Annotated in this window: 13 protein-coding genes and 1 pseudogene; 8 read left to right on the forward strand and 6 right to left on the reverse strand. The window is 67.5% G+C overall.

All coding sequences use genetic code 11. The features are described 5' to 3' along the window. Positions 1-65: 65 nt before the first annotated feature. The 8 genes and pseudogenes from H6844_04810 (at position 66) to H6844_04845 (ending at position 11,532) form a co-directional block, all read left to right on the forward strand. Entirely contained in the window at positions 66-3,017 is a 2,952-nt protein-coding gene (locus H6844_04810; GenBank protein ID MCB9928724.1) for a 2-oxoglutarate dehydrogenase E1 component, read from the forward strand. Between the two features lie 40 nt (positions 3,018-3,057). Next, positions 3,058-4,303: pseudogene (odhB, locus tag H6844_04815) on the forward strand (2-oxoglutarate dehydrogenase complex dihydrolipoyllysine-residue succinyltransferase). Between the two features lie 75 nt (positions 4,304-4,378). Continuing rightward, positions 4,379-5,776 carry a dihydrolipoyl dehydrogenase gene (gene lpdA / locus H6844_04820; GenBank protein ID MCB9928725.1) on the forward strand — a complete coding sequence of 466 codons (1,398 nt, stop codon included), beginning with the start codon at positions 4,379-4,381 and terminating at the stop codon, positions 5,774-5,776. Between the two features lie 116 nt (positions 5,777-5,892). Further along, positions 5,893-7,119: a sel1 repeat family protein gene (locus tag H6844_04825; protein ID MCB9928726.1), complete on the forward strand. Its 1,227-nt coding sequence runs from the start codon at positions 5,893-5,895 to the stop codon at positions 7,117-7,119. A 123-nt stretch (positions 7,120-7,242) separates the two neighbouring features. After that, entirely contained in the window at positions 7,243-9,147 is a 1,905-nt protein-coding gene (locus tag H6844_04830; protein ID MCB9928727.1) for a cytochrome c, read from the forward strand. Positions 9,148-9,160: 13 nt separating this feature from the next. After that, on the forward strand, positions 9,161-9,763 hold the full coding sequence (locus H6844_04835; protein MCB9928728.1) for a hypothetical protein: 603 nt from the start codon (positions 9,161-9,163) through the stop codon (positions 9,761-9,763). Next, positions 9,760-10,326 (forward strand): hypothetical protein, encoded by a 567-nt coding sequence (locus H6844_04840; GenBank protein MCB9928729.1) that lies wholly within the window; start codon positions 9,760-9,762, stop codon positions 10,324-10,326. Before H6844_04835 ends, H6844_04840 begins: the two co-directional genes overlap by 4 nt. A gap of 6 nt (positions 10,327-10,332) precedes the next feature. Next, positions 10,333-11,532, forward strand: a complete 1,200-nt coding sequence (locus H6844_04845) for a hypothetical protein (GenBank protein MCB9928730.1) — start codon at positions 10,333-10,335, stop codon at positions 11,530-11,532. 51 nt (positions 11,533-11,583) lie between these two features. Here H6844_04845 and H6844_04850 read toward each other — a convergent pair whose 3' ends face one another. The 6 genes from H6844_04850 to H6844_04875 form a co-directional block, all read right to left on the reverse strand. Next, positions 11,584-12,720, reverse strand: coding sequence for an epoxide hydrolase (locus tag H6844_04850; protein ID MCB9928731.1), 1,137 nt, complete (start codon positions 12,718-12,720; stop codon positions 11,584-11,586). Positions 12,721-12,807: 87 nt separating this feature from the next. After that, positions 12,808-14,016: an amidohydrolase family protein gene (locus H6844_04855; GenBank protein MCB9928732.1), complete on the reverse strand. Its 1,209-nt coding sequence runs from the start codon at positions 14,014-14,016 to the stop codon at positions 12,808-12,810. A 139-nt stretch (positions 14,017-14,155) separates the two neighbouring features. Then, complete coding sequence (locus tag H6844_04860) at positions 14,156-16,171, reverse strand: PBP1A family penicillin-binding protein (GenBank protein ID MCB9928733.1); 2,016 nt, start codon at positions 16,169-16,171, stop codon at positions 14,156-14,158. Beyond that, complete coding sequence (locus H6844_04865) at positions 16,168-16,443, reverse strand: DUF2312 domain-containing protein (protein ID MCB9928734.1); 276 nt, start codon at positions 16,441-16,443, stop codon at positions 16,168-16,170. Before H6844_04865 ends, H6844_04860 begins: the two co-directional genes overlap by 4 nt. An 87-nt stretch (positions 16,444-16,530) precedes the next feature. Continuing rightward, positions 16,531-17,400 (reverse strand): hypothetical protein, encoded by an 870-nt coding sequence (locus H6844_04870; GenBank protein MCB9928735.1) that lies wholly within the window; start codon positions 17,398-17,400, stop codon positions 16,531-16,533. A 4-nt stretch (positions 17,401-17,404) separates the two neighbouring features. Continuing rightward, on the reverse strand, positions 17,405-20,155 hold the full coding sequence (locus H6844_04875; GenBank protein MCB9928736.1) for a [protein-PII] uridylyltransferase: 2,751 nt from the start codon (positions 20,153-20,155) through the stop codon (positions 17,405-17,407). Positions 20,156-20,185 lie beyond the last annotated feature (30 nt).

Genomic DNA, 20,185 nt, shown 5'->3' on the forward strand with positions numbered 1-20,185 from the left:
GGTCGTCTGCGACACGTTGACCAGAGCCGTCGACCGTCCCTGGCAAGCACAACAAAGGCGTTTTCATGGTGACCCAGATCGACCCAGCAAGCTTCCTGACCGGCGGCAACGCAACGTTTGTCGCCGAATTGTATGCCCAGTATCTGAGCGACCCGCAGTCGGTCGACGCCAGCTGGATCGGCTTTTTCGAAAGCCTGAGGCGCGACGGCGTCGTTGTCGATGACCTCGATGCCGCACAATGGGGCCGGATGCGGGCCAGCGTGATCGAGCGCAACGGCCACCTGCCAGGCGCGAACGGGCATGCCCTCGGGGAGAACGGCCACGCCGCCAACGGGTCGGTGGTCACCGCCGAGATCGCGGCCTCCGCGGCGCAGGTTGCGCGGGCGACGATGGGATCGGCCGATCCGGCCGCGATTCGGGCGGCAACGCTGGATTCGATTCGGGCGCTGATGATGATCCGCGCCTATCGGGTGCGCGGCCACCTGTATGCGAAGCTCGACCCGCTGGGCCGTTCGCACTCGGACCATCACCCGGAACTGGATTACAAAACCTACGGGTTTACCGACGCCGACCTGGACCGGCCGATCTTCATCGATCATGTGCTGGGCATGGAAACGGCAACCTTGCGGCAGATCCTGGACGCGCTGGAGCGGACCTACTGCAACCTGATCGGCGTCGAGTTCATGCACATGCAGGACCCGGACCAGAAGTTCTGGATCCAGCAGCGCATCGAGGAACCGCGCAACCAGACCGAATTCACCGACCTGGGCAAGCGCACCATCCTGGAACGGCTGACCGAGGCGGAGACGTTCGAGCAATTCCTCGACAAGCGCTATGTCGGCACCAAGCGTTTCGGCCTGGAAGGCGGCGAGTCGCTGATCCCGGCCATGGAGCAAATCATCAAGCGCGGCTCGCAACTGGGCATGGAGGAACTGGTGGTGGGCATGGCCCATCGCGGCCGCCTGTCGGTGCTGGCCAATGTCATGGGCAAGCCCTTCACCAACATCTTCTCCGAATTCCAGGGCAATGCCGCCAACCCGGAGGACGTGCAGGGCTCCGGCGACGTCAAATACCATCTCGGCACCTCGTCGGACCGCGAGTTCGACGGCAAGGTGGTGCATCTCTCGCTGACGCCGAACCCGTCGCACCTGGAAACCGCCGACCCGGTGGTCATCGGCAAGGTGCGGGCCAAGCAGGAGCAGAAGCACGACACGGCGCGCGAAAAGGTGGTGGCCTGCCTGTTGCACGGCGACGCGGCCTTCATCGGCCAGGGCGTGGTGGCGGAAACCTTCCTGCTGTCCGACCTGAAGGGCTATCGCGTCGGCGGCACGATCCATGTGGTCATCAACAACCAGATCGGCTTCACCACCTCGCCGACCGACAGCCGCGGCGGCCAGTACTGCACCGACCTGGCGCGCAGCGTGATGGCGCCGATCCTGCACGTGAACGGCGACGATCCGGAAGCCGTGGTGCACGCGGCGCGCATCTGCACCGAATTCCGCTATCAGTTCAAGAAAGACGTCGTGCTCGACATGTACTGCTATCGCCGGCAGGGGCACAACGAGGCGGATGAGCCGAGCTTCACCCAGCCGGACATGTATCGGACCATCGCCAAGCACCAGACGACGCGCAAACTCTATGCCAAGCGCCTGGTCGACGAGGGCCTGCTGAGCCAGGACGAGGTCGACGGGATGGAGCAGAATTTCCGCAACCGTCTGGAACAGGATTTCGAAGCGGCCAAGAACTACAAGCCGAACAAGGCCGACTGGCTGGAAGGCGCATGGAGCGGTCTGGACATTGCCCGCGGCGAGGACCGGCGCGGCGAAACCGCCGTCGACCTGGAGACCATCCGCGAGATCGCCCGCAACATGACCCGGGTGCCCGAGGATTTTCACATCAACCGCAAGATCGCCCGGCAGTTCGATCACCGCCGCGCGTCGGTGGTCGAAACCGGGGAGGGCATCGACTGGGCCACCGGCGAGGCGCTGGCGTTCGGTGCGGTGCTGGTGGAAGGGACGCCGGTGCGGCTGTCCGGTCAGGATTGCGGCCGCGGCACGTTCAGCCAGCGCCACGCGGTGCTGACCGATCAGGAAAACGAAACGAAATACGTGCCGCTCGCCAATCTGCGCGAGGGGCAGGGGCGGTTCGAGATCATCGACTCGCCGCTGGCCGAGTATTCCGTGCTGGGCTTCGAATACGGCTACACCCAGTCGGAGCCGCACGCGCTGGTGATGTGGGAGGCGCAGTTCGGCGATTTCGCCAACGGCGCCCAGGTGATGATCGACACCTATATCGCCGCGGCCGAGACCAAATGGCTGCGCATGTCCGGCATCGTCATGCTGCTGCCGCACGGCTATGAAGGCCAGGGGCCGGAGCACTCGTCGGCGCGGCTGGAGCGCTATTTGCAGCTCTGCGCCGAGGACAATATCCAGGTCTGCGCGCCGACGACACCGGCCAACTATTTCCACATGCTGCGCCGCCAGGTGCGCCGCAATTTCCGCAAGCCGCTGATCGTGATGACGCCGAAATCGCTGTTGCGGCACAAGGCGTGCGTCTCGGACGTGGAAGAGTTCGGGCCGGGCACCTCGTTCCACCGCGTGATTGCCGAACATCGCGACCTGGTGGCGGGCGAGCACGTCAAGCGCATCGTGCTGTGCAGCGGCAAGGTCTATTATGACCTGTTGCAACGGGCCGAAGAAGCCGAGGTCCGCGACGTGGCCCTGGTGCGGGTGGAACAGCTCTACCCGTTCCCGCAGCGCTCGCTGACCGCGGAACTGGTCAAATACCCGAATGCGGACGTGGTCTGGTGCCAGGAAGAGCCGCGCAATATGGGCGCCTGGCATTTCGTCGACCGGCGCATCGAAGAGGTGCTGGCGGCGATCGACACGGTTGACATGCAGGCCAAGCGGCCGCGTTTTATCGGTCGGCCGGACAGCGCCGCCACGGCGACGGGCCTTTTGAAACGGCATCTGGCCGAGCAGGCCAAACTTGTGGACGAGGCCCTGATGCTCGCCTGACGGCGCACCGGGCGAACGAGAGAAAGCGCTAGAGGATCCGATGAGCGTTGATATCGTTGTGCCGACCCTGGGCGAGTCGGTGACCGAAGCGACCGTGGCGCGCTGGCTGAAGCAGGCCGGCGAAGCGGTGGCGGCGGACGAACCGATCGTCGAACTGGAGACCGACAAGGTCACGGTCGAGGTGCCGGCACCGCAGGCCGGCGTGCTGACCGACGTGCTGGTGGCCGAGGACGGCACCGTCGCGGTCGGCGCCGTGCTGGGCCGGATCGGCGAAGGCAACGGTGCCGCCGCCGCTCCGAAGCCAGCGCGCAGCACCCGCGGTGCCCGCGGCGCCCGCGGCAGCCAAGCCCGCTCCGGAACCGGCGCGCCGCCGCGGCCCCAGCCAAACGGGGCGGGCGATCCGCTGGCCGCGGCCGGACCGGCGGTGAAAAAGGCGGCGGCGGAGGCCGGCGTCAGCGGCGACCAGATCGCGCCGACCGGGCGGGGACGGCCGCGCCACCAAGGCCGATGTGCAGGCCGCCGCGGCCCGCCCCTCGGCTCCGCCCACCCCACCGGCCCCTCCGGCCGCTGCGCGCGCGCCGGCGGCGAACGAGGAACGGGTGCGCATGTCGCGCCTCCGCAAGCGCATCGCCGAGCGGCTGAAGGAAGCGCAGAACACCGCCGCCATGCTCACCACCTTCAACGAGGTGGACATGACGGAGGTCATGGCGATCCGCAACGAGTTCAAGGACAGTTTCGAGAAGCGCCACGGCGTCAAGCTGGGCTTCATGTCCTTCTTCGTCAAAGCCGCCATCGCCGCCCTGCGTGAAGTGCCGGCGGTGAACGCGGAAATCGACGGCGACGACATCGTCTACAAGAACCATTACGACATCGGCGTTGCGGTCGGCACCGCGCAGGGGTTGGTGGTGCCGGTCGTGCGCAATGCCGAGACCATGACCTTTGCCGAGGTGGAACAGACCATCGGCGATTTCGGCCGGCGCGCCCGCGACGGCAAGCTGAAGCTGGACGAGCTTTCCGGCGGCACGTTCACGATTTCGAACGGCGGCGTCTATGGCTCGCTGATGTCGACGCCGATCCTGAACCCGCCGCAATCGGGCATTCTCGGCATGCACAAGATCCAGCAGCGGCCGATGGTGATGCCGGACGGCTCGATCCAGGCGCGGCCGATGATGTATCTGGCGCTCAGCTACGATCACCGCATCATCGACGGTTCCGAGGCGGTGACCTGCCTGGTGCGGATCAAGGAAGGCATCGAGGACCCGCGGCGCCTGCTGTTCGATATGTGAGGCCCCTCTGCGGCGGTGCGCGCACCGCCGCAGGCACTCCGATCCTGGCTTCTCTGGCGGAAGGACTTCCCCCAAATGTACGACGTGGTGGTAATCGGCGGCGGTCCTGGCGGCTATGTGGCCGCGATCCGGGCGGCGCAGCTGGGCATGAAGGTGGCGTGCGTGGAAATGCGCGGCGCCTTGGGCGGCACCTGCCTGAATGTCGGCTGTATCCCCTCCAAGGAATTGCTGCACGCCTCGCATCTTTACGAGGAGGCGAAGAAGGGGCATTCCCGCTTCGGCGTGAAGATCGAAGGGGTATCGTTCGACCTGGCGCAGATGATGAAGGCGAAGGCGCAGGTGGTGACCGGCCTCACCAAGGGCATCGAGTTTCTGTTCAAGAAGAACAAGGTCGATTACATCCAGGGCACCGGCCGTATCACGGCGCCGGGCAGGGTCGCGGTGGCGGGCGCCGACGGCGGCGAGCAGGTGCTGGAGGCGCACAACATCGTCATCGCCACCGGGTCGGAGCCCATGCCCCTGGCCGGCGTCGAGGTGGACGAGCGGACCGTGGTGACGTCGACCGGCGCCATCGCGCTGGCGTCGGTGCCGAAGCATCTGGTGCTGATCGGCGGCGGCATTATCGGCCTGGAAATGGGCGTGGTCTGGCAGCGGCTCGGTGCCAAGGTCACGGTGGTGGAATTCCTGGACCGCATCGTCCCCGGCGTCGACCGGGAGGTGGCGGCGGAAATGCAGAAGCTCCTGAAAAAGCAGGGCTTCGAATTCAAGCTGTCGACCAAGGTGACGGGCGCGGAGAAAACCGACGACGGCGTGCGCCTGACGCTGGAGCCGGCGGCGGGCGGCGCGGCCGAGACGCTGGAATGCGATACGGTGCTGCTGGCGATCGGCCGGCGGCCCTACACCCAGGGGTTGGGGCTGGAGACGGTGGGCATCGTCCCGGACGAGCGCGGCCGCATTCCGGTGAACGGCCGGTTCGAGACCGCGGTGGCCGGCATCTATGCCATCGGCGACGTGATCGCCGGGCCGATGCTGGCGCACAAGGCCGAGGACGAGGGCGCGGCCTGCGCCGAGTTCCTGGCGGGCCAGCATCCGCATATCGACTACAACTGCATTCCGGGCGTGGTCTACACCCATCCCGAGATTGCCTGGGTCGGCAAGGGCGAGGACGAGTTGAAGGCCGAGGGGCGCGCCTACAAGGCGGGCAAATTCCCGTTCATGGCAAACGCCCGTGCGCGGGCGGCGGCGGATAGCGACGGCTTCGTCAAGGTTCTGGCCGATGCCGCCACGGACGAGGTGCTGGGCGTGCACATTATCGGCCCCGACGCCGGCCATCTCATCGCCGAGGCCGTGATCGCCATGGAGTTCAAGGCCAGCGCCGAGGATATCGCCCGCACCTGCCATGCGCACCCGACATTGAGCGAGTCCGTGAAAGAAGCGGCACTGGCCGTCGCCGGGCGCGAGATCCATATCTGAAGAATTCTCCTATCGTCGCAGCCGCGCGAAATCCGAAGACAGCGGCGAACCGATGGCGATAAGGTGCGTTCGCCATGGCCACATTGTGGCGACAGCGAACCGATCAGAGTGGTTAGGTGCAAGTCGATTTGGTGATCATTTGCCGTCGGTCCGTCATTGCGGTGATGACAGCGGTCATCGCGGCGGTGACCGTTGTCGCCGATGCCGAGCTGGCGTTTCCGGCAATCGCCGCGGACGTGGTGCGGGGGCAAGCCGTGACCCAGGCGCCGCCGCTGGACCCGGCGGCGCTCTATGCGCGGGGGCAAGCCTATCAGACCGGCGAGAAAGCGCCGATCGATTTCGAACGGGCCGCAGGCTATTACGCCACCGCCGCCTTGCTCGGATATCCGCCGGCCCAGTTTCGGTTCGCCGCCCAGCTGATCGGTGGCGTCGGCGTCGACCGCGATTTGCGCAGCGCCGCCAAATGGCTGTTTGTCGCCGCTGCCAATCGCAGCGACAGCAAAGTGGCGGCAGCGGCCCGCGACATGCTGAAAACCCTGGAATCGTCGATTACCGCGGAAGACCTTGCGACGGCCGAGGGAGAGGCCCGGCAATTCAAGCCGACTTCGGACCCGATCGGCGCGGTCGAGACCTTGTCGCCGTCGGTCCGCCGGGCCGTGGCCCTCGCCAATCTGGACCCGCCGCCCACCGTGTTTGAACTGCAACGGCATCTGGGCGTGCGGTTCTGTGCGCCCCCCACCGTCGAGGCGGAAACCGGGGGTGGCTATGTCGTGAAAGGCTATCGCGAACACTTCCGGGGCACGGACCGGCCGGCGGTCGATGCGGAATGGGTGAAGCGGCGCCGGGTGGCAACCGCATTGACCCCGCTCGCGCCCGCGATCTGTGACTATAGCCGGTTCGTCGAATCCCTGCCGGCGAAGGCGCGAACCCTCGACGTGCAGGTGGAGGATGCGGAAGGGCACGATCTGGCCGGGGTCGCCAAGGGGACGATCCTGTCGGTCACGCTCCCCGCCCAGGATTTTTCCGGCATTGTCAGCGTGGATTATCTTGAGCACACCGGCGCGATCCATCACCTCGTGACCTCGGTGCAGGGGCGTCGCTCGGTGCTGCGCCGCAACGAGTCGCTGACCCTCTCCGGGCCATGGGGGCGGGGCGCATCCCGCAAACAGGGACGCACGCTGCCGGATATGGTGATCGTGACGGTCTCGGAAGTGCCGCTCTACGACAAGGCCCGGCCCGACCCCGACAATGCCGCCGGCTACCGCGATCTTCTGCGGCAACGCCTGGGCGAGGAGGATGTGGACACGCGCATCTATTATCGGATTTTGCCCGCGCTGCCCTGACCGCCCTTCGGTCCGTCGCGCCGGCGGCAGTGCGACGGTGTGAGGCAAGTCATACTTGACCGAATCGCGAATGGGTTAGACCATAGGTTGCTGATTTTGGTCACCTAATGGAAGGGCCGCGGCGTGATACGCAAAGTCGTCAATACCCTCGCCATCGTCATCGGCGTTGTTGCGCTGGTGGCGTCCGTCGGTTGGCTGGTGCTGGAGCAGCGCTGGAGCGCCGGGGATACGGACGGGCCGAAGGATGGCTATGCGGCCTTCACTCACGGCGCCTTCGGCCTGGAAGCCTTCCCGATCAAATACGCGGTCGTGGCCGGTCGGGTCTCGCCCGCGGCGTTCCGGACGACGCTGGAGGACGGGCGCTCGCTGTGGGAGACCTACGGTTTCCTGGCCAATCCGAAGGCGAAGGACCTGAAGGAGCAGGCCTGCCAGGGCAATGCCGAGCAATGGCTGCCCTATGGCTTCGCGGTGACGAACTCCCTGCCGCAGACGGCGGTGCAGACGCCGCTGAAATTCGCGGGCCTGACCTGCGCCTCCTGTCATTCCGGCCAGATCCGCAAGGCGGATGGCAGCCTGTCCGCGCCGATTTCCGGCATGGGCAATATGGAACTGGACGTGATTGCGTTTTCCGATGCGGTGCGCAACGCGGTGCTGGACCCCGACCTGACCGCCGACCGGATTCTGGACGAATACGCCAAGCTTTGCCCCAACGATTCGACCGGCCCGATCGAGGCCTTCATGCTGGACCAGTGGCTGAGCGGCGCCCGGGCCGGTATCGGCGGCGAGACTTCGAAATACGGCCTGCCCTACCATGGCGCGGCGCTGAAGTCGGCGGACGCCATTCCGGCGGGACCGGGGCGCACCCGGCCGTTCCGCTCCATCGTGCGCGTGGCGATGGACCTGCCGGGCGAGGACAATTACGCCTACTCGAAAATCCCGGTCGTGTTCGAGCAGGCCACCGATTTGCGGCCGCGGGCGCAGTATGACGGCTCGCTGGGCGACCCGGTGACCCGCAGCTTCACGGCGGCCTATGCCAGCGGCTCCAGCGTGACGGCGCTGTCCAAGCCGGAAGTGGTGGCCGACATCAAGGCCGCGGCCGCCTATACGGAGAAGCTGGGCATTGAAATTCCGGTGCAGCCGTTTGCGGCCCACTTCCCGGACGCCGTGCCCGACCCGGCAGAGGTCGCCCGTGGGTTCGAAGTCTACAAGGCGTATTGCTCCGACTGCCACGGCTATCGCCCGGTCGCCGCGAAGCCGACCGAGGTGAAGCCCTGGGTGGCGGAGGGCCGGTACATCCATCACATGATGGGCGTCGGGCCGAAGGCACCGGCCGACGGCGGCCTGGGCGTCGACGCCGACCGCGTCACCTTCCGCTATGCCCACGATCTGCCCTTGACGCTCTGGACGGCATTGCCGGGCAATGCCGCGGTGGCCGCGGTGCAGGAGGCGCGGCTCGACAAGGCGCGCAACGATGCGCTCGCGGCCGGGGACCCGGCGCTGGCCTATTATTGGGACGAACGGAAATCGGCGTTCCTGGAGGCGAAGCGCATCTATCGCACCGGCCATCCGCTGTATTTCCCGGCCTGCCCCGAAGGGGACGGCAATTGCAAGCCGGAGGACCTGTTGGCGAAGGCGCCGCCCTGTGCCGACGACATGAACGCCGTGCCGCAAACCTGCGAGATCACGGATTACGAGGCGTTCGTGAACAACCCGATCCCCTATGCCTTCCTGCGCGCGCCCTATCTGCACAACGGCTCGGTGCCGACCATGGCGCAGTTGCTGAACCTGGAGCCGCGGCCGACGCGGTTCTGCCGGGGGCAGAATGTCTACGATCCGGACGCGCTCGGCTATGTCACGCCGGCGCCGGTCGACGGCAAGTGCGCCGACCCGCGCCAGGCCTTCCTGTTCGACACCACCGTTCGCGGCAACGGCAACCAGGGCCACGACTATCCCTGGAAGCCGGAAGAGTTGAACGACGAGCGTCGGGCCGAGTTGCGGGCGCTGCTCGCCTATCTGAAGACGATCTAGGGCGGGGGCGATCATGGCCCATCTCCACACCGAGCCCGCGCCCCGCCTGCATGCCGGGCATGTGGCGTTCACCCTGCTGCCGTTCGCGCTGGCGGTGGCGTTCGCCGTGTTCTTCGCCCTGGCGCAGGCCAACCCGGACGCCTATCGCGCCAGCGCCTTTGCCTGGGGTTCGACCGTGATGGCGGTGCCGGCGCTGTTCGCGCTGACCCGACGGCTGGGCCGGCGGGTGCTGACCCATTGGTGGCGCCTGTTCTGGACCTTCGGCCTGATCCTGTTGCTGGCCCATGGCGTGGCCATGTTGGGCTGGCAGCATCTCTGGCGGCCGGATCTGGTGGCCGCCGAGTTCGGGCTGGTCGGCGCGGTGCTGTTGTGGGGGCTGGAGGCGGTCTGGCTGCTGGACGTGCTGATGGCCTGGAACCGGCTCGACTGGGCCCAGGCCGAGGGGCGCTATGCCTGGTGGCAGGGCTGTGTCGGCGCCTTCGTCCTGGTCAGCTTTGCGCTGGCCCTGCTGCTGTTCGGGCACGGGCCGGTTGATCCGGTGCTGGGCGTGGTGCTGCTGGCCGGCGTCGCGCTGGCCTTGCTGCTGCGCGGGTTCGACCGGGAGGAGGCGCGATGATGGACGGTTCGGTGGCAGAGCGGCCGCTGCTCGATTCCCGCGTGGCGGCGTTCCTGGTGTTCTCCGTCGGCCTGCTGCTGGCGATCCTGGCGGGTCTTCTGGGCGAGAATGCCGACTATATGCGGGCCAAGGCGACGATCTGGCCGGCGGCCGCCCTGGGCGGGTGGGCCGTGGCGCTGATGATCCGCCACGGCTTCGGCCAGGCGCTGGCGGCCACCGCCTGGCGCAGCTGGTGGGCCTGGGGGCTCCTCGCCTATGCCATCCACCTCTGGTGGGGGTTCGGCGTGATCTATGGCGGCGATCTGGACGCGGTCTATGCCGGGCAGGGCACGCTGGTGGCGAGTGCGAATTTCGCGCTGCTGGCCTTGTGGGCCGCCAGCGTGATCGCGGCGTTCGCCGGCGCGCCGGCGGCCTGGCTGCACGGTGTGACCGCGTTGCTGTTCGGGGTCTCGATCCTGGCGGCCAGCATTCTGTTCGGTCGGGATGTCTCGCCCATTGGCGGGATCGTCCTGGTCCTGATCTGGCTGGGAGCGTTGTATCTGCGGCCTTCGGAGAAGGAGTGACGGCGCATGGCAAAACAGGCGGGCGATGTGCGGGAGCCGACGAAATTCGAGCGACCGACGGGCGATGTTCCGACCGCACCCAACGTACCGGGATCGTTCCTGCTGGTGCAGTTCTGGCGCGATATTTTCGGCAAGGAAGTGCAGAGCGCGGCCACCTATTCCTATCTTTGGATGGCCGACCAGATGGGGCATGTGGCGCTCGGCATCATCCTGCAATTCACGCTGACCTTCCTGTTGCAGCATGTCCTTGGCGTGGCGGAGGCCTGGGCCAGCGGCATTGCCCTGGTCGGGATTTCCGCCGTCGTATCCTTCTGGGAATACCGGGCCTATTCGGCTTCCGCCGCCAAGGCGCAAGGCAACACATTCCCGCTGGACAAGACCCTGTTGCGCGACAATGCGGTGATCGCGTCGGCCTATATGGTGTTCGGCGTTCTGGGCGGCTATGCCTTCCATCTGCCCGGCTGGTGGGGCGCCGGCGTCTTTGTGGTGGCGCTGCTGCTATGCGTGGTCTGCGCGCCGAAATGGCTGCGCCAGAAGATCATCTGGCAGAAGGCGGCGCTGCCCTATCTTTCGCGCCTCGCCGACCTGAACACGCCCGTGGCGGAGGGCCCGGCGGAGGCGATCCGCCGGTTCGTTCACGCTCCGGAACGCGATGCCTCCAAACCGGCCGATTGGCGCCAGATCGTGATTGCCGGCGCGATCGGTTCCGGGCGCACGCCGATGGTCACCGGACTGGGCACCGACCTGGCCTTTGCCGGGCGCAAGGTCCGCTACATGTCGTTCGACGATCTGGTCGAGATCGACGACCAGTTCGTGGCGGGCCGGCCGCTGCCGCCGCTGGGCTCGTGGGGGCCGGCCAACATCTTCTACTGGCCCTGGTTCGAGTCGGAAGTGCTGCTGATCGACAATGTCAGCCCGGCCGTGGTCGAGGATCTGGAAAGCGCGACGGCGGACGATGTGCGCTCGGCCCTGACGGAGAAGCTGCCGCATATTCGCGACGTGCTGTGCGGTCGGAACACCGTTTGGGTGTTCGGTCTGGACCATCACCTGTCCGAAGAGGAGGCGCAGCGACTGGTCGAACAGTATGCGAGCGTGATCCAGAACTTTTGCAACAGCGGTGAGCCGCCCATCACCGTGCGCCTGCCGGCGCCGCCATGGTTGGAGGCGGCCCGGGCGTCGGGGCATGTCGGTCACCATCACGCCTGAGGGCCAACCGCAGCCCCTGTAGTGGCCGGCCCGACGGTGCCGGCCCGGCGGTCACAGGGCCATTTTGCCGAAACAGGCGCGCAGGTCGGCGACGAAGGCCTCCGGTTGCTCGAACGCGGCGAAATGGCCGCCCTTGGGCTGCTCGCTCCAGTGGACGATGTTCGCGAAGCGGGCCTCGGCCCAGCGGCGCGAGGCGCGGAAGATTTCCTTGGGATAGATGGCAGCACCGACCGGAACGGCGATGGGCGCCGGCCGCAGCGAGCCGAAGCTCTGCCAGTAGAGCCGGGCGGAGGACGCGGCGCTGTTGGTCAGCCAGTAGATCGAGATGTTGGCCAGCATCTCGTCGCGGCCAAGCGCACTTTCCGGGTGGCCGTCATTGTCGGTCCAGGCCCAGAATTTCTCCAGGATCCAGCCGCACTGGCCCGACGGCGAGTCGGCCAGCGCATAGGCGACGCTCTGCGGGCGGGTGGCCTGCTGCTTGGAATAGCCGCTGTCCCAGTCCTGGTAGTGCTTGTAGGCGGCGAGCGCCGATTGCTCCTGCCGGGTCAGGTCGTCCTTCGAGGTCGGGCGCGCGCTGACCATGTTCAGGTGGATGCCGGCGCAATGCGCGGGGTCCTGCGCGCCGATGCAGCCGGTGACAGCGGAGCCCCAGTCGCCGCCCTGGGCGAAATACCGATCATAGCCGAGCCGCGCCATGAGGGCGGCCCAGGCATCGGCGATTTTCTCGATGCCCCAGCCGGGCGCCGTCGGCTTGCCGGAAAAGCCGTAGCCGGGCAGGGAGGGGGCGACCACGTGGAACGCGTCCTTGGCCGCGCCGCCATGGGCGGTGGGATTGACCAGCGGGTCGATCACCTTGTGGAACTCGATTTGCGAGCCGGGCCAGCCATGGGTGATGACCAACGGCCGCGCCTCCGCATGCGGTGAGCGCACGTGGAAGAAATGAATGTCGAGCCCGTCGATGGCGGTGACGAATTGCGGCCAGCCGTTCAGCTTCGCCTCCCAGGCGCGCCAGTCGAAACCGTCGGCCCAGTGGGCGCAAACCTCTTGCAGATAGGCGAGCGGCGTGCCCTGGCTCCAGTCGTCCACCGCCTCTTTCTCCGGCCAGCGGGTGGCCTTCAGGCGGCGGCGCAGGTCGGCGAGATCGGCATCGGGGATGGCGATGCGAAATTCGCGAATGGCGTCGGACATGGCGTTGGCTCCCCTTCCGTCAAAATCAAAACGACCCCGACCGGCCGCGGGCCGGGCCGATCGGGGTCGCGATCGAGCCCAAAGGGCTCAGAAGCTTTCGAGCCGCTGGTGTGCCGGCACGTCCAGCTTGAAGCACTTGGCAGCGTTCAGGCCCAGGATCTTGGCGCGCTGCACGTCGTTCAGCATGCCCATGGTCCGCTCGATGGCCTGGTAGGAATGCGGCCAGGTGCCCTCATGGTGCGGGTAGTCGTTCGCCCAGCAGAAATTGTCCTCCAGGCGGAATTGCTCGGCCAGATAGAGGCCGGCGCGGTCTTCCTGGAAGGTGGCGTAGCCGTTGCGGCGGAAATACTCGCTCGGCATCATCGGCAGTTTCGGGCGCACCCACATGTGATGCTTCAGATAGGCCTCGTCCATGGCGTCCAGCAGCCACGGCACCCAGCCGATGCCGGCCTCGACGGTGGCGAAGCGCAGGTTGGGGAAGCGCTCCAGCACGCCGGACGAGCAGAGATTCGCCACCGGCTCGATGGTCGGCGACAGCGAGTGGGTGACATAGTTGATGACCGCGCCGCCATTGCCCCGCGCCGCCCGCGGATCGCGGCCGGTGGAGACGTGGAAGGTCATGGTCAGGTCGGCTTCCTGGATCAGCGCCCACATCGGGTCGAAATGCGGCAGGTTGTAGTTGACGTGGTCGACGTCATGGGCGCCCCAGACCGGCTTGCACGGCAGCGACAGCGTCGTGTAGCCCATCTTCGCGCAGCGCTCGATCTCGGCCATGGCGCAGTCGAGGTCGCCGGTGGCGATGGCGGCCACCGGCACCATGGCCTGGCCGTGGCCGGTGAACTGCTCGTGCGCCCAGTCGTTCCAGACCGCGCACTGGGCCGAGGAGAACACCGGGTCCGGCGTCGCCCACATGGCGAGGCCCTTGTTCGGGAAGATGATCTCGACGTCGATGCCGTCGGCCTGGTTGTCCTTCAGCCGGTCGGCCGGATCGGCGCCGGCCTTGGAGCGGATCCAGTCCTCGCCCTCGAAGCTCATGACGCGCACGCGGTCCGGGCGGTAGCCCTCGCAATAGCGCCACTGCACGCCGTCGGCGTCGGTCTCGATGCGGGGCACGCGGTCGCGGTATTTCGCGTCGATGTGCTTGACCCAGAGGTCCGGCGGCTCGTTGGCGTGGCAGTCGGTCGAGACCATGAAGTATTTCTTCGGGTCGTCGACGCGGGCGGTGCGGCTCCAGCCGTCAATGCCCGGAGTCTCCAGGCGCCAGAGATTTTCCTTGTTGATGGCGACGTCGTTCATGGCGGTTTCCTTCCGTGGTTCGGGGGATTTGTCGGCGCTGTGTTGTCCTTAAGTTGTAGCCTACCGGAGGCGCGACAAATTTGCCAAGGGATTTGCGGCACCCGGCCGGCCGGGGCGGTGCGCAGCATCGGCGGCGGCGCTAGGGGTCCTGGCGCTCGCTGGCGCTGAAGTCGCGGCGGATGGTCGTTCCCAGCGGGCCCGGGGTTCCGCGATTGCGCCCGGTGTCGCGGGCGCTCGGCGAGGAAGTGCCGTCGACGCGCGGTCGGGTCGGGGCGCGCTGCACTACGGGCAAGGGGGTGGCCGGGACGTCGGCCAGGGCGGCCCGCATGAAGGCGCCCCAGAGCGAGGCCGGCAGATTGCCGCCGGTCATGCCGTCGACCGGCGAGTTGTCGTCATTGCCGGTCCAGACGCTGGCGACCAGATCGGGCGTGTAGCCGACGAACCAGGCATCGCGATAGCCCTGCGTGGTGCCGGTCTTGCCGGCGGCCGGCCGGCCGAAGGCGGCGCGGTGTCCGGTCCCCTCGGTCAGCACGGCGGACAGCATGCGGTTGGCCTGCCCGATCACGTCCGCGGTCAGCAGCTTCGGCAGTTGCGCGGGACGGGAGCCCGCTGGCGGGTAGATCACCCGGCCCTGGCGGTCGCGGATCTCGACAATGCCGTAGGGCGTGACCGGTTCTCCGCCATTGGCCAGCACAGCATAGGCCGCGGTCAGCTCGGTCAGGCGCACGCCGCTGGCGCCCAGCACCAGGCTGGGCCGCTCGGTGAGCGGGCTGGCGATGCCGAGCCGTTGCGCCATCTCGCGCACTTTCGGATAGCCGACCTGATCGGCCAGGCGGACGGTGACGCTGTTCAACGACTTCGCCAGCGCGGTTTCCAGGGTGACGTCGCCGTAATAGCGGCTGTTGTAATTGTCCGGCCGGTACTCGCCGCTTTGCAGCGGGGCGTCGGTCACATGGCTCTCCGGCGTGTAGCCGGCTTCGAGGGCCGCGAGGAAGGTGAAGGTCTTGAACACGGAGCCGGGCTGGCGGCGGGCCTGGGTGGCGCGGTTGAACTGGCTTTCCTGATAATCGCGGCCGCCGACCATGGCGCGCACCGCCCCGTCCGGGCTCATGGCCAGCAGCGCGGCCTGGCCGGGCCAGGCCTTGGCGGTGGACGGGCGCAGGATCAGTTGCGCCTTGACCAGCGCATCCGCATTGTCCTGCATCGCCCGGTCCAGGGTGGTGCGGATCAGCAGGTCGCGGTCGATGGTGGGCAGATAGGTCTGGACCTGATCCAGCACCCAGTCGATGAAATAGCGCCCGCCGATGGCGTGGCCGCTGCGGTCCGGCTCGATCGGTTGGGCGGTGAGAACGGCCCGGCGGTGATCGTCGGGCGACAGCAGCCTCGCATTGACCATGGCGTCGAGGACGACCACGGCCCGGTTTTCCGCCGCGGTGCTGTCCATCAGGGGCGAGAGGTGCGAGGGCGCCTTGACGAGCCCGGCCAGTACGGCGGCCTGCCAGAGCGAGACCTCGCGCGCGCTCTTGCCGAAATAGCGCCGGGCGGCCGCATCGACGCCATAGGCGCCGGCGCCGAAATAGGCGCGGTTCAGGTAGGTTTCCAGGATTTCGCCCTTGGAGAACCGGTATTCGAGCCAGAGCGCCAGCAGGGTTTCCTGGATTTTCCGCCGCAGCGAGCGCTCGTTGGTCAGGAACAGGTTCTTGGCCACCTGCTGCGTGATCGTGCTGCCGCCCTGGCGCACCTCGCCCGCCACCAGGTTGACATAGAAGGCGCGGGCAATGCCCAGCAGATCGACGCCCCAATGGTCGTAAAAGCGGCGATCCTCGATGGCGACGAAGGCTTGCGGCAGATAGGGGGGCAGGTCCGAGAGGCGGACTGGCTGGCCATAGAGGTCTCCGACCGCGGCGAGGAAACTGCCGTCGCGGGCCTCGAAGGTCAGGCTCGGCGCGCGCGGCAGGTGCGTGGCCTTGCTGACATCGGGCAGGTCGTAGGCGAACCAGCCAAGCGCCAGCAGGCCGAAGCCCGCCGCCCAGAAGCCCCCAATCAGCGTCCAGCGCAAAGCCCACCGAACCAGCCGGCGCACCGGATGGCGCCGGGGCGGCGGACCGCCGCCCGGCATTTCGATGGTCGGTGGCGGGCGCCGCTTGCGGCTCACGCGGCCGGGTCGGCCGGCGTGAAGTCCGGCGCCATGCCGAGGGCGTGCAGGTACAGGTCGAGCAGGCTTTCCAACTCGGCCCGGTCGTTCGCATCCATTTTTCGGAGCTTCAACACCTGGCGCATCACCTTGGTGTCGAAGCCGTTCGCCTTCGCTTCCGCGAACACCTCGCGCACATTGGCGGCCAGTTCGGCCTTTTCCTCTTCGAGGCGCTCGATGCGTTCGATATAGCTTCGAAGCTGTTCGGCGGTGATTCCACCAACGTCGGTCATACTGCTAGCCTTCGCCTGGAGCGGTTGTTGCAATCAGGGCGCCGCACCATAAGGGACGAGTCGCGCCGGCGCCACGGGCAGAGCGTCTCAAGCGCCGGCAATCCAGCCTTCCTGGGCGGTTGCCGCCGCCCGCTCCGCGGCGGAGAGGGTTGCGGGCGGCCCTAGCAGGGTCGCGATTCGGCCGGCATCCAGCGTTTCGCGGATGGCGAGCAGGGTGGCGGCGACCTGGCCCGCGTCGCGGATGGCGTGGGCGGCGATGCGGGGATCGTCCCGCCGCTCGGGAAAGAACAGGTTCGGCCAGATCTCGGCGATGGTGACGGGCGCGAGGTCGCGGTGCCAGTCGGTCTCGAACGGCCAGAGGCGCGCTTGGGCGAAGGCGGGGCGTTGCAGCAGCCGGCCGATGGCGTGCATGCCCATCAGCACCTGGCTGCCGACCGAGGCCGGATAGGCGAGCTTCCAGACCGACTGGATGCCCTTGCCCTTCAGATGCCGCTCCGCCAGCCGGTATTCCGGAATGTGTGCCGGCCAGGGCTTGGGGCGGTTCGGCGAGAGGCCGGGCAGGCATAGGCGGGCCGGACAACCCCAGAACGGACCCTCGCCCGCCGGGTTGAGGTCGCGGTTCAGGCGTGCGGCAACGGCGAAGCGGTTGTTGCGGTCGTCCGGCCCGTCCTCGATGCGAGCGGCCAGAAAATCGCAGAGCGCCCGCCCGCCGGGCAGGCCGCTCTCGGCCGGATAGCCGAACGGAAAGTCGAAGCCGATCAGGACGGGACCCGCCGCTGCCTCCGTCCAGGCCGCGATCCGGTCCAGGGCCTCTCGCCGGGTGCGGCAGTAGGCCAGGTCCGGCGCGGTTCCGCCGGCGTCCAGCCGCCCGACCCAGCAGCGATCCTTGTGCGGCCGTGTCGGCCCCGGCGACCCCGCCGCCGACCAGTCCGCCATGATCAGGCGGGCGAACCGCATCGGCTCAACCGGTCTTGGCCGTCAGCGTTTCGTTGGTGACGAGGGCGTTGCTTTCGCGGATCGCCTCGATCAGGGCCTGTTCGATCTGGGCCTGCTTGCCCGGATGCACGATCTTCAGGCCGAACACGTCCTTGACATAGAACACGTCGACCGCGCGTTCGCCATAGGTGGCGATGTGGCTGGACGCGATTTGCAGGCCGAGCTGGGTCATGGTCCAGGCGACCTTGTTCAGGAAGCCCGGCCGGTCGCGGCCGTTGACCTCGATCACCGTGAAATAGCGGCTGGCCTCGTTGTCGATGATGACGCGCGGCGCCACCTTGAACACGGCGGTGCGGCTGACCCAGGTCGGCGGCTGTTGCAGGGCGTTGGCCAGTTGCACGTCGCCGGTCAGCACCTGGCGCACGCGCTTTTTCAGACGCTCGTGTTCCTGGTAGAAGCCGCCTTCGCCCGCCTGCACCCAGAAGCTGTCGATGACATAGCCGTTGTGCAGGGTAAAGGCGCGCGCACCGACGATGTTGGCGCCCGCCAGCGCCAGCGCGCCGGCAATGCGGGCGAACAGGCCGGCATGGTCCAGCGTGCAGATGGTGACAATGGTGGCCTGGCCCTCGTCGTCGTTCTGGAATTCGATGGTCAGGCCGGGGTCTTCGGCCTCCGTCCGGCGCAGCAGGTCGGCGTGATAGGCCAGGGTGTCGGTATCCCAGGCGACCCAATACGTGTCCGCGGCCTTGGCAAAATGGGTGTCGAGCGCATCCTGCGTCCAGCCGGAAAGGCGCTCGGCCAGGTCCGCCCGTGCGGCGGCGGCGCGGCGCGGCAGCGACTCGACATTGCCGGACCCCGAAAGCCGTTCGTCCGCGCGCCAGAAGAGCTCGCGCAGCAGGGCGGCCTTCCAGCCGGTCCAGGTGTCGGGGCCGACGGCGCGGATGTCGCAGACGGTCAGCACCAGCAACTGCCGCAGCCGGTCCGGCGACTGCACGATGGCGACGAAATCCTGAATGGTCTTGGGGTCGTTCGGGTCGCGGCGCTGGGCGGTGTCGGACATGACCAGATGGTAGCGCACCAGCCAGGATGCGGTCTCGGTCTCCGCCGGGGAAAGGCCGAGGCGGGGGCCGTATTCCTCCACCAGGTCGGCGCCGATCACCGAATGGTCGCCGCCGCGGCCCTTGCCGATGTCGTGGAACAGCACCGCCACATAGAGCGCGCGGCGGTGCGGCACCAGCTTGACCATGTTGGTGGCGACGGGGGCGGCGTCGGCCAGCAGGCCGTCCTCCAGCCGGCGCAGTTCGGAGATGGCGCGGATGGTGTGCTCGTCCACCGTGTAGGAGTGGTACATGTTGTACTGCATCATCGCGACGACGCGGCCGAACGGCGGCAGGAACCGGCCGAACAGGCCGGCCTCGTTCAGGCGGCGCAGGGTGACAATGGTGTTCTTGCGCGCGGTCAGCATCTCCAGGAACAGGCGGTTCGCCTCCGGATCGTCGCGCACCTGGTCGATCAGGCGCAGGTCGCGCCGCACCAGGCGCAGGGCTTCCGGGTGGATGTCGACATCGTGTTCCTGGGCCGTGCGAAACAGGCGCAGCATGTTGACCGGGTCGTCGCGGAAGGCCTTGGGGTCGCGCAGGGACAGCCGACCGTGGCTGAGGGTGAAATCCCCCAGTTTCTTCTCGAACGACAGCAGCCGCGACAGGGAAAAGAGGCCGGGGCGCTTGTGCTCCGCTTCCAGGGCCGCGCAGAAAATGCGGGTCAGATCGCCCACGTCCTTTGCGACCATGAAGTAATGCTTCATGAAGCGTTCGACAGCGCGCATATTGCGCCGCCCGTGATAGCCCATGCGCTCGGCCAGCGCGTGCTGGTGGTCGAAGGTCAGCCGCTCCTCGGCCCGGCCGGCATAGTAATGCAGGTGGCAGCGCACGTCGGCCAGGAAATCCTCGGCCTTTTCGAAGCGGCGGGCCTCCGCCTTGGAGAACACGCCCTTGGCGACCAGTTCGCCGACGCTTTCGACGTGATAGAGCGCCTTGGCGATCCAGTAGAGCGTGTGCAGGTCGCGCAGGCCGCCCTTGCCGTCCTTGATATTGGGCTCCAGCACATAGCGGGTGTCGCCCATGCGCTGGTGGCGATCGTCGCGCTCGGTCAGCTTGGCCTGGACGAAGCCGATGGGATTGGCACCCATGGCCTTCTCCCAGAACCCCGTTTTCATCTCCTCGAACTGTCCGGGATCGCCCCAGAGATAGCGGGCCTCCAGCAGGGCCGTGGCGATGGTCTGGTCTTCCTTGGCCATGCGCACGCACTCGTCGGGCGTGCGCACCGCCTGGCCGACCTTCAGGCCCAGGTCCCAGAGCATGTAGAGCACATACTCTATTACCTGTTCGCTGCGCGGCGAGGTCTTGACCGGTTGCAGGAACAGCAGGTCGATGTCGGAAAACGGCGCCAGCTCGCCACGGCCATAGCCACCGACCGCGGCGGCGCTCAGCAATTCGCCCTTGGTGGGGTTGGCGGCGGGGAATTTGTAGCGGCTCGCATGGTCCAGCAGGCCGCAGATCAGGCTGTCATACAGCGCGGAGCGCGCGGGCATCAGCGCTTCGGACCGGCCGCCAAGCTCGAACATGTGCCGCAGCTCGGCTTCGGCCTTGGCCAGGGCCTTTTTCAGCGTCGCGAGCGTTTCGGTGCGGGTGCGGCGGTCGCCGGCAATATCGGCGGCGAGCAGATCAGGCCAGGCAGGGGCGGGGAGGGTCTCGGAATCGATGAGCGCGTGTTCCATGGCGTCACACTAAGGCCCCCGCGGCCATGG

This window comes from Alphaproteobacteria bacterium, from assembly GCA_020638555.1.
GTDB lineage: Bacteria > Pseudomonadota > Alphaproteobacteria > Bin95 > Bin95 > JACKII01.

Bases quoted from the DNA above. Each gene is read 5' to 3' on its own strand.
- H6844_04810 (MCB9928724.1), top strand. From the start codon at position 66: ATGGTGACCCAGATCGACCCAGCAAGCTTCCTGACCGGCGGCAACGCA.
- lpdA (MCB9928725.1), top strand. From the start codon at position 4,379: ATGTACGACGTGGTGGTAATCGGCGGCGGTCCTGGCGGCTATGTGGCC.
- H6844_04835 (MCB9928728.1), top strand. From the start codon at position 9,161: ATGGCCCATCTCCACACCGAGCCCGCGCCCCGCCTGCATGCCGGGCAT.
- H6844_04840 (MCB9928729.1), top strand. From the start codon at position 9,760: ATGATGGACGGTTCGGTGGCAGAGCGGCCGCTGCTCGATTCCCGCGTG.
- H6844_04845 (MCB9928730.1), top strand. From the start codon at position 10,333: ATGGCAAAACAGGCGGGCGATGTGCGGGAGCCGACGAAATTCGAGCGA.
- H6844_04850 (MCB9928731.1), bottom strand. From the start codon at position 12,720: ATGTCCGACGCCATTCGCGAATTTCGCATCGCCATCCCCGATGCCGAT.
- H6844_04855 (MCB9928732.1), bottom strand. From the start codon at position 14,016: ATGAACGACGTCGCCATCAACAAGGAAAATCTCTGGCGCCTGGAGACT.
- H6844_04865 (MCB9928734.1), bottom strand. From the start codon at position 16,443: ATGACCGACGTTGGTGGAATCACCGCCGAACAGCTTCGAAGCTATATC.
- H6844_04870 (MCB9928735.1), bottom strand. From the start codon at position 17,400: ATGCGGTTCGCCCGCCTGATCATGGCGGACTGGTCGGCGGCGGGGTCG.
- H6844_04875 (MCB9928736.1), bottom strand. From the start codon at position 20,155: ATGGAACACGCGCTCATCGATTCCGAGACCCTCCCCGCCCCTGCCTGG.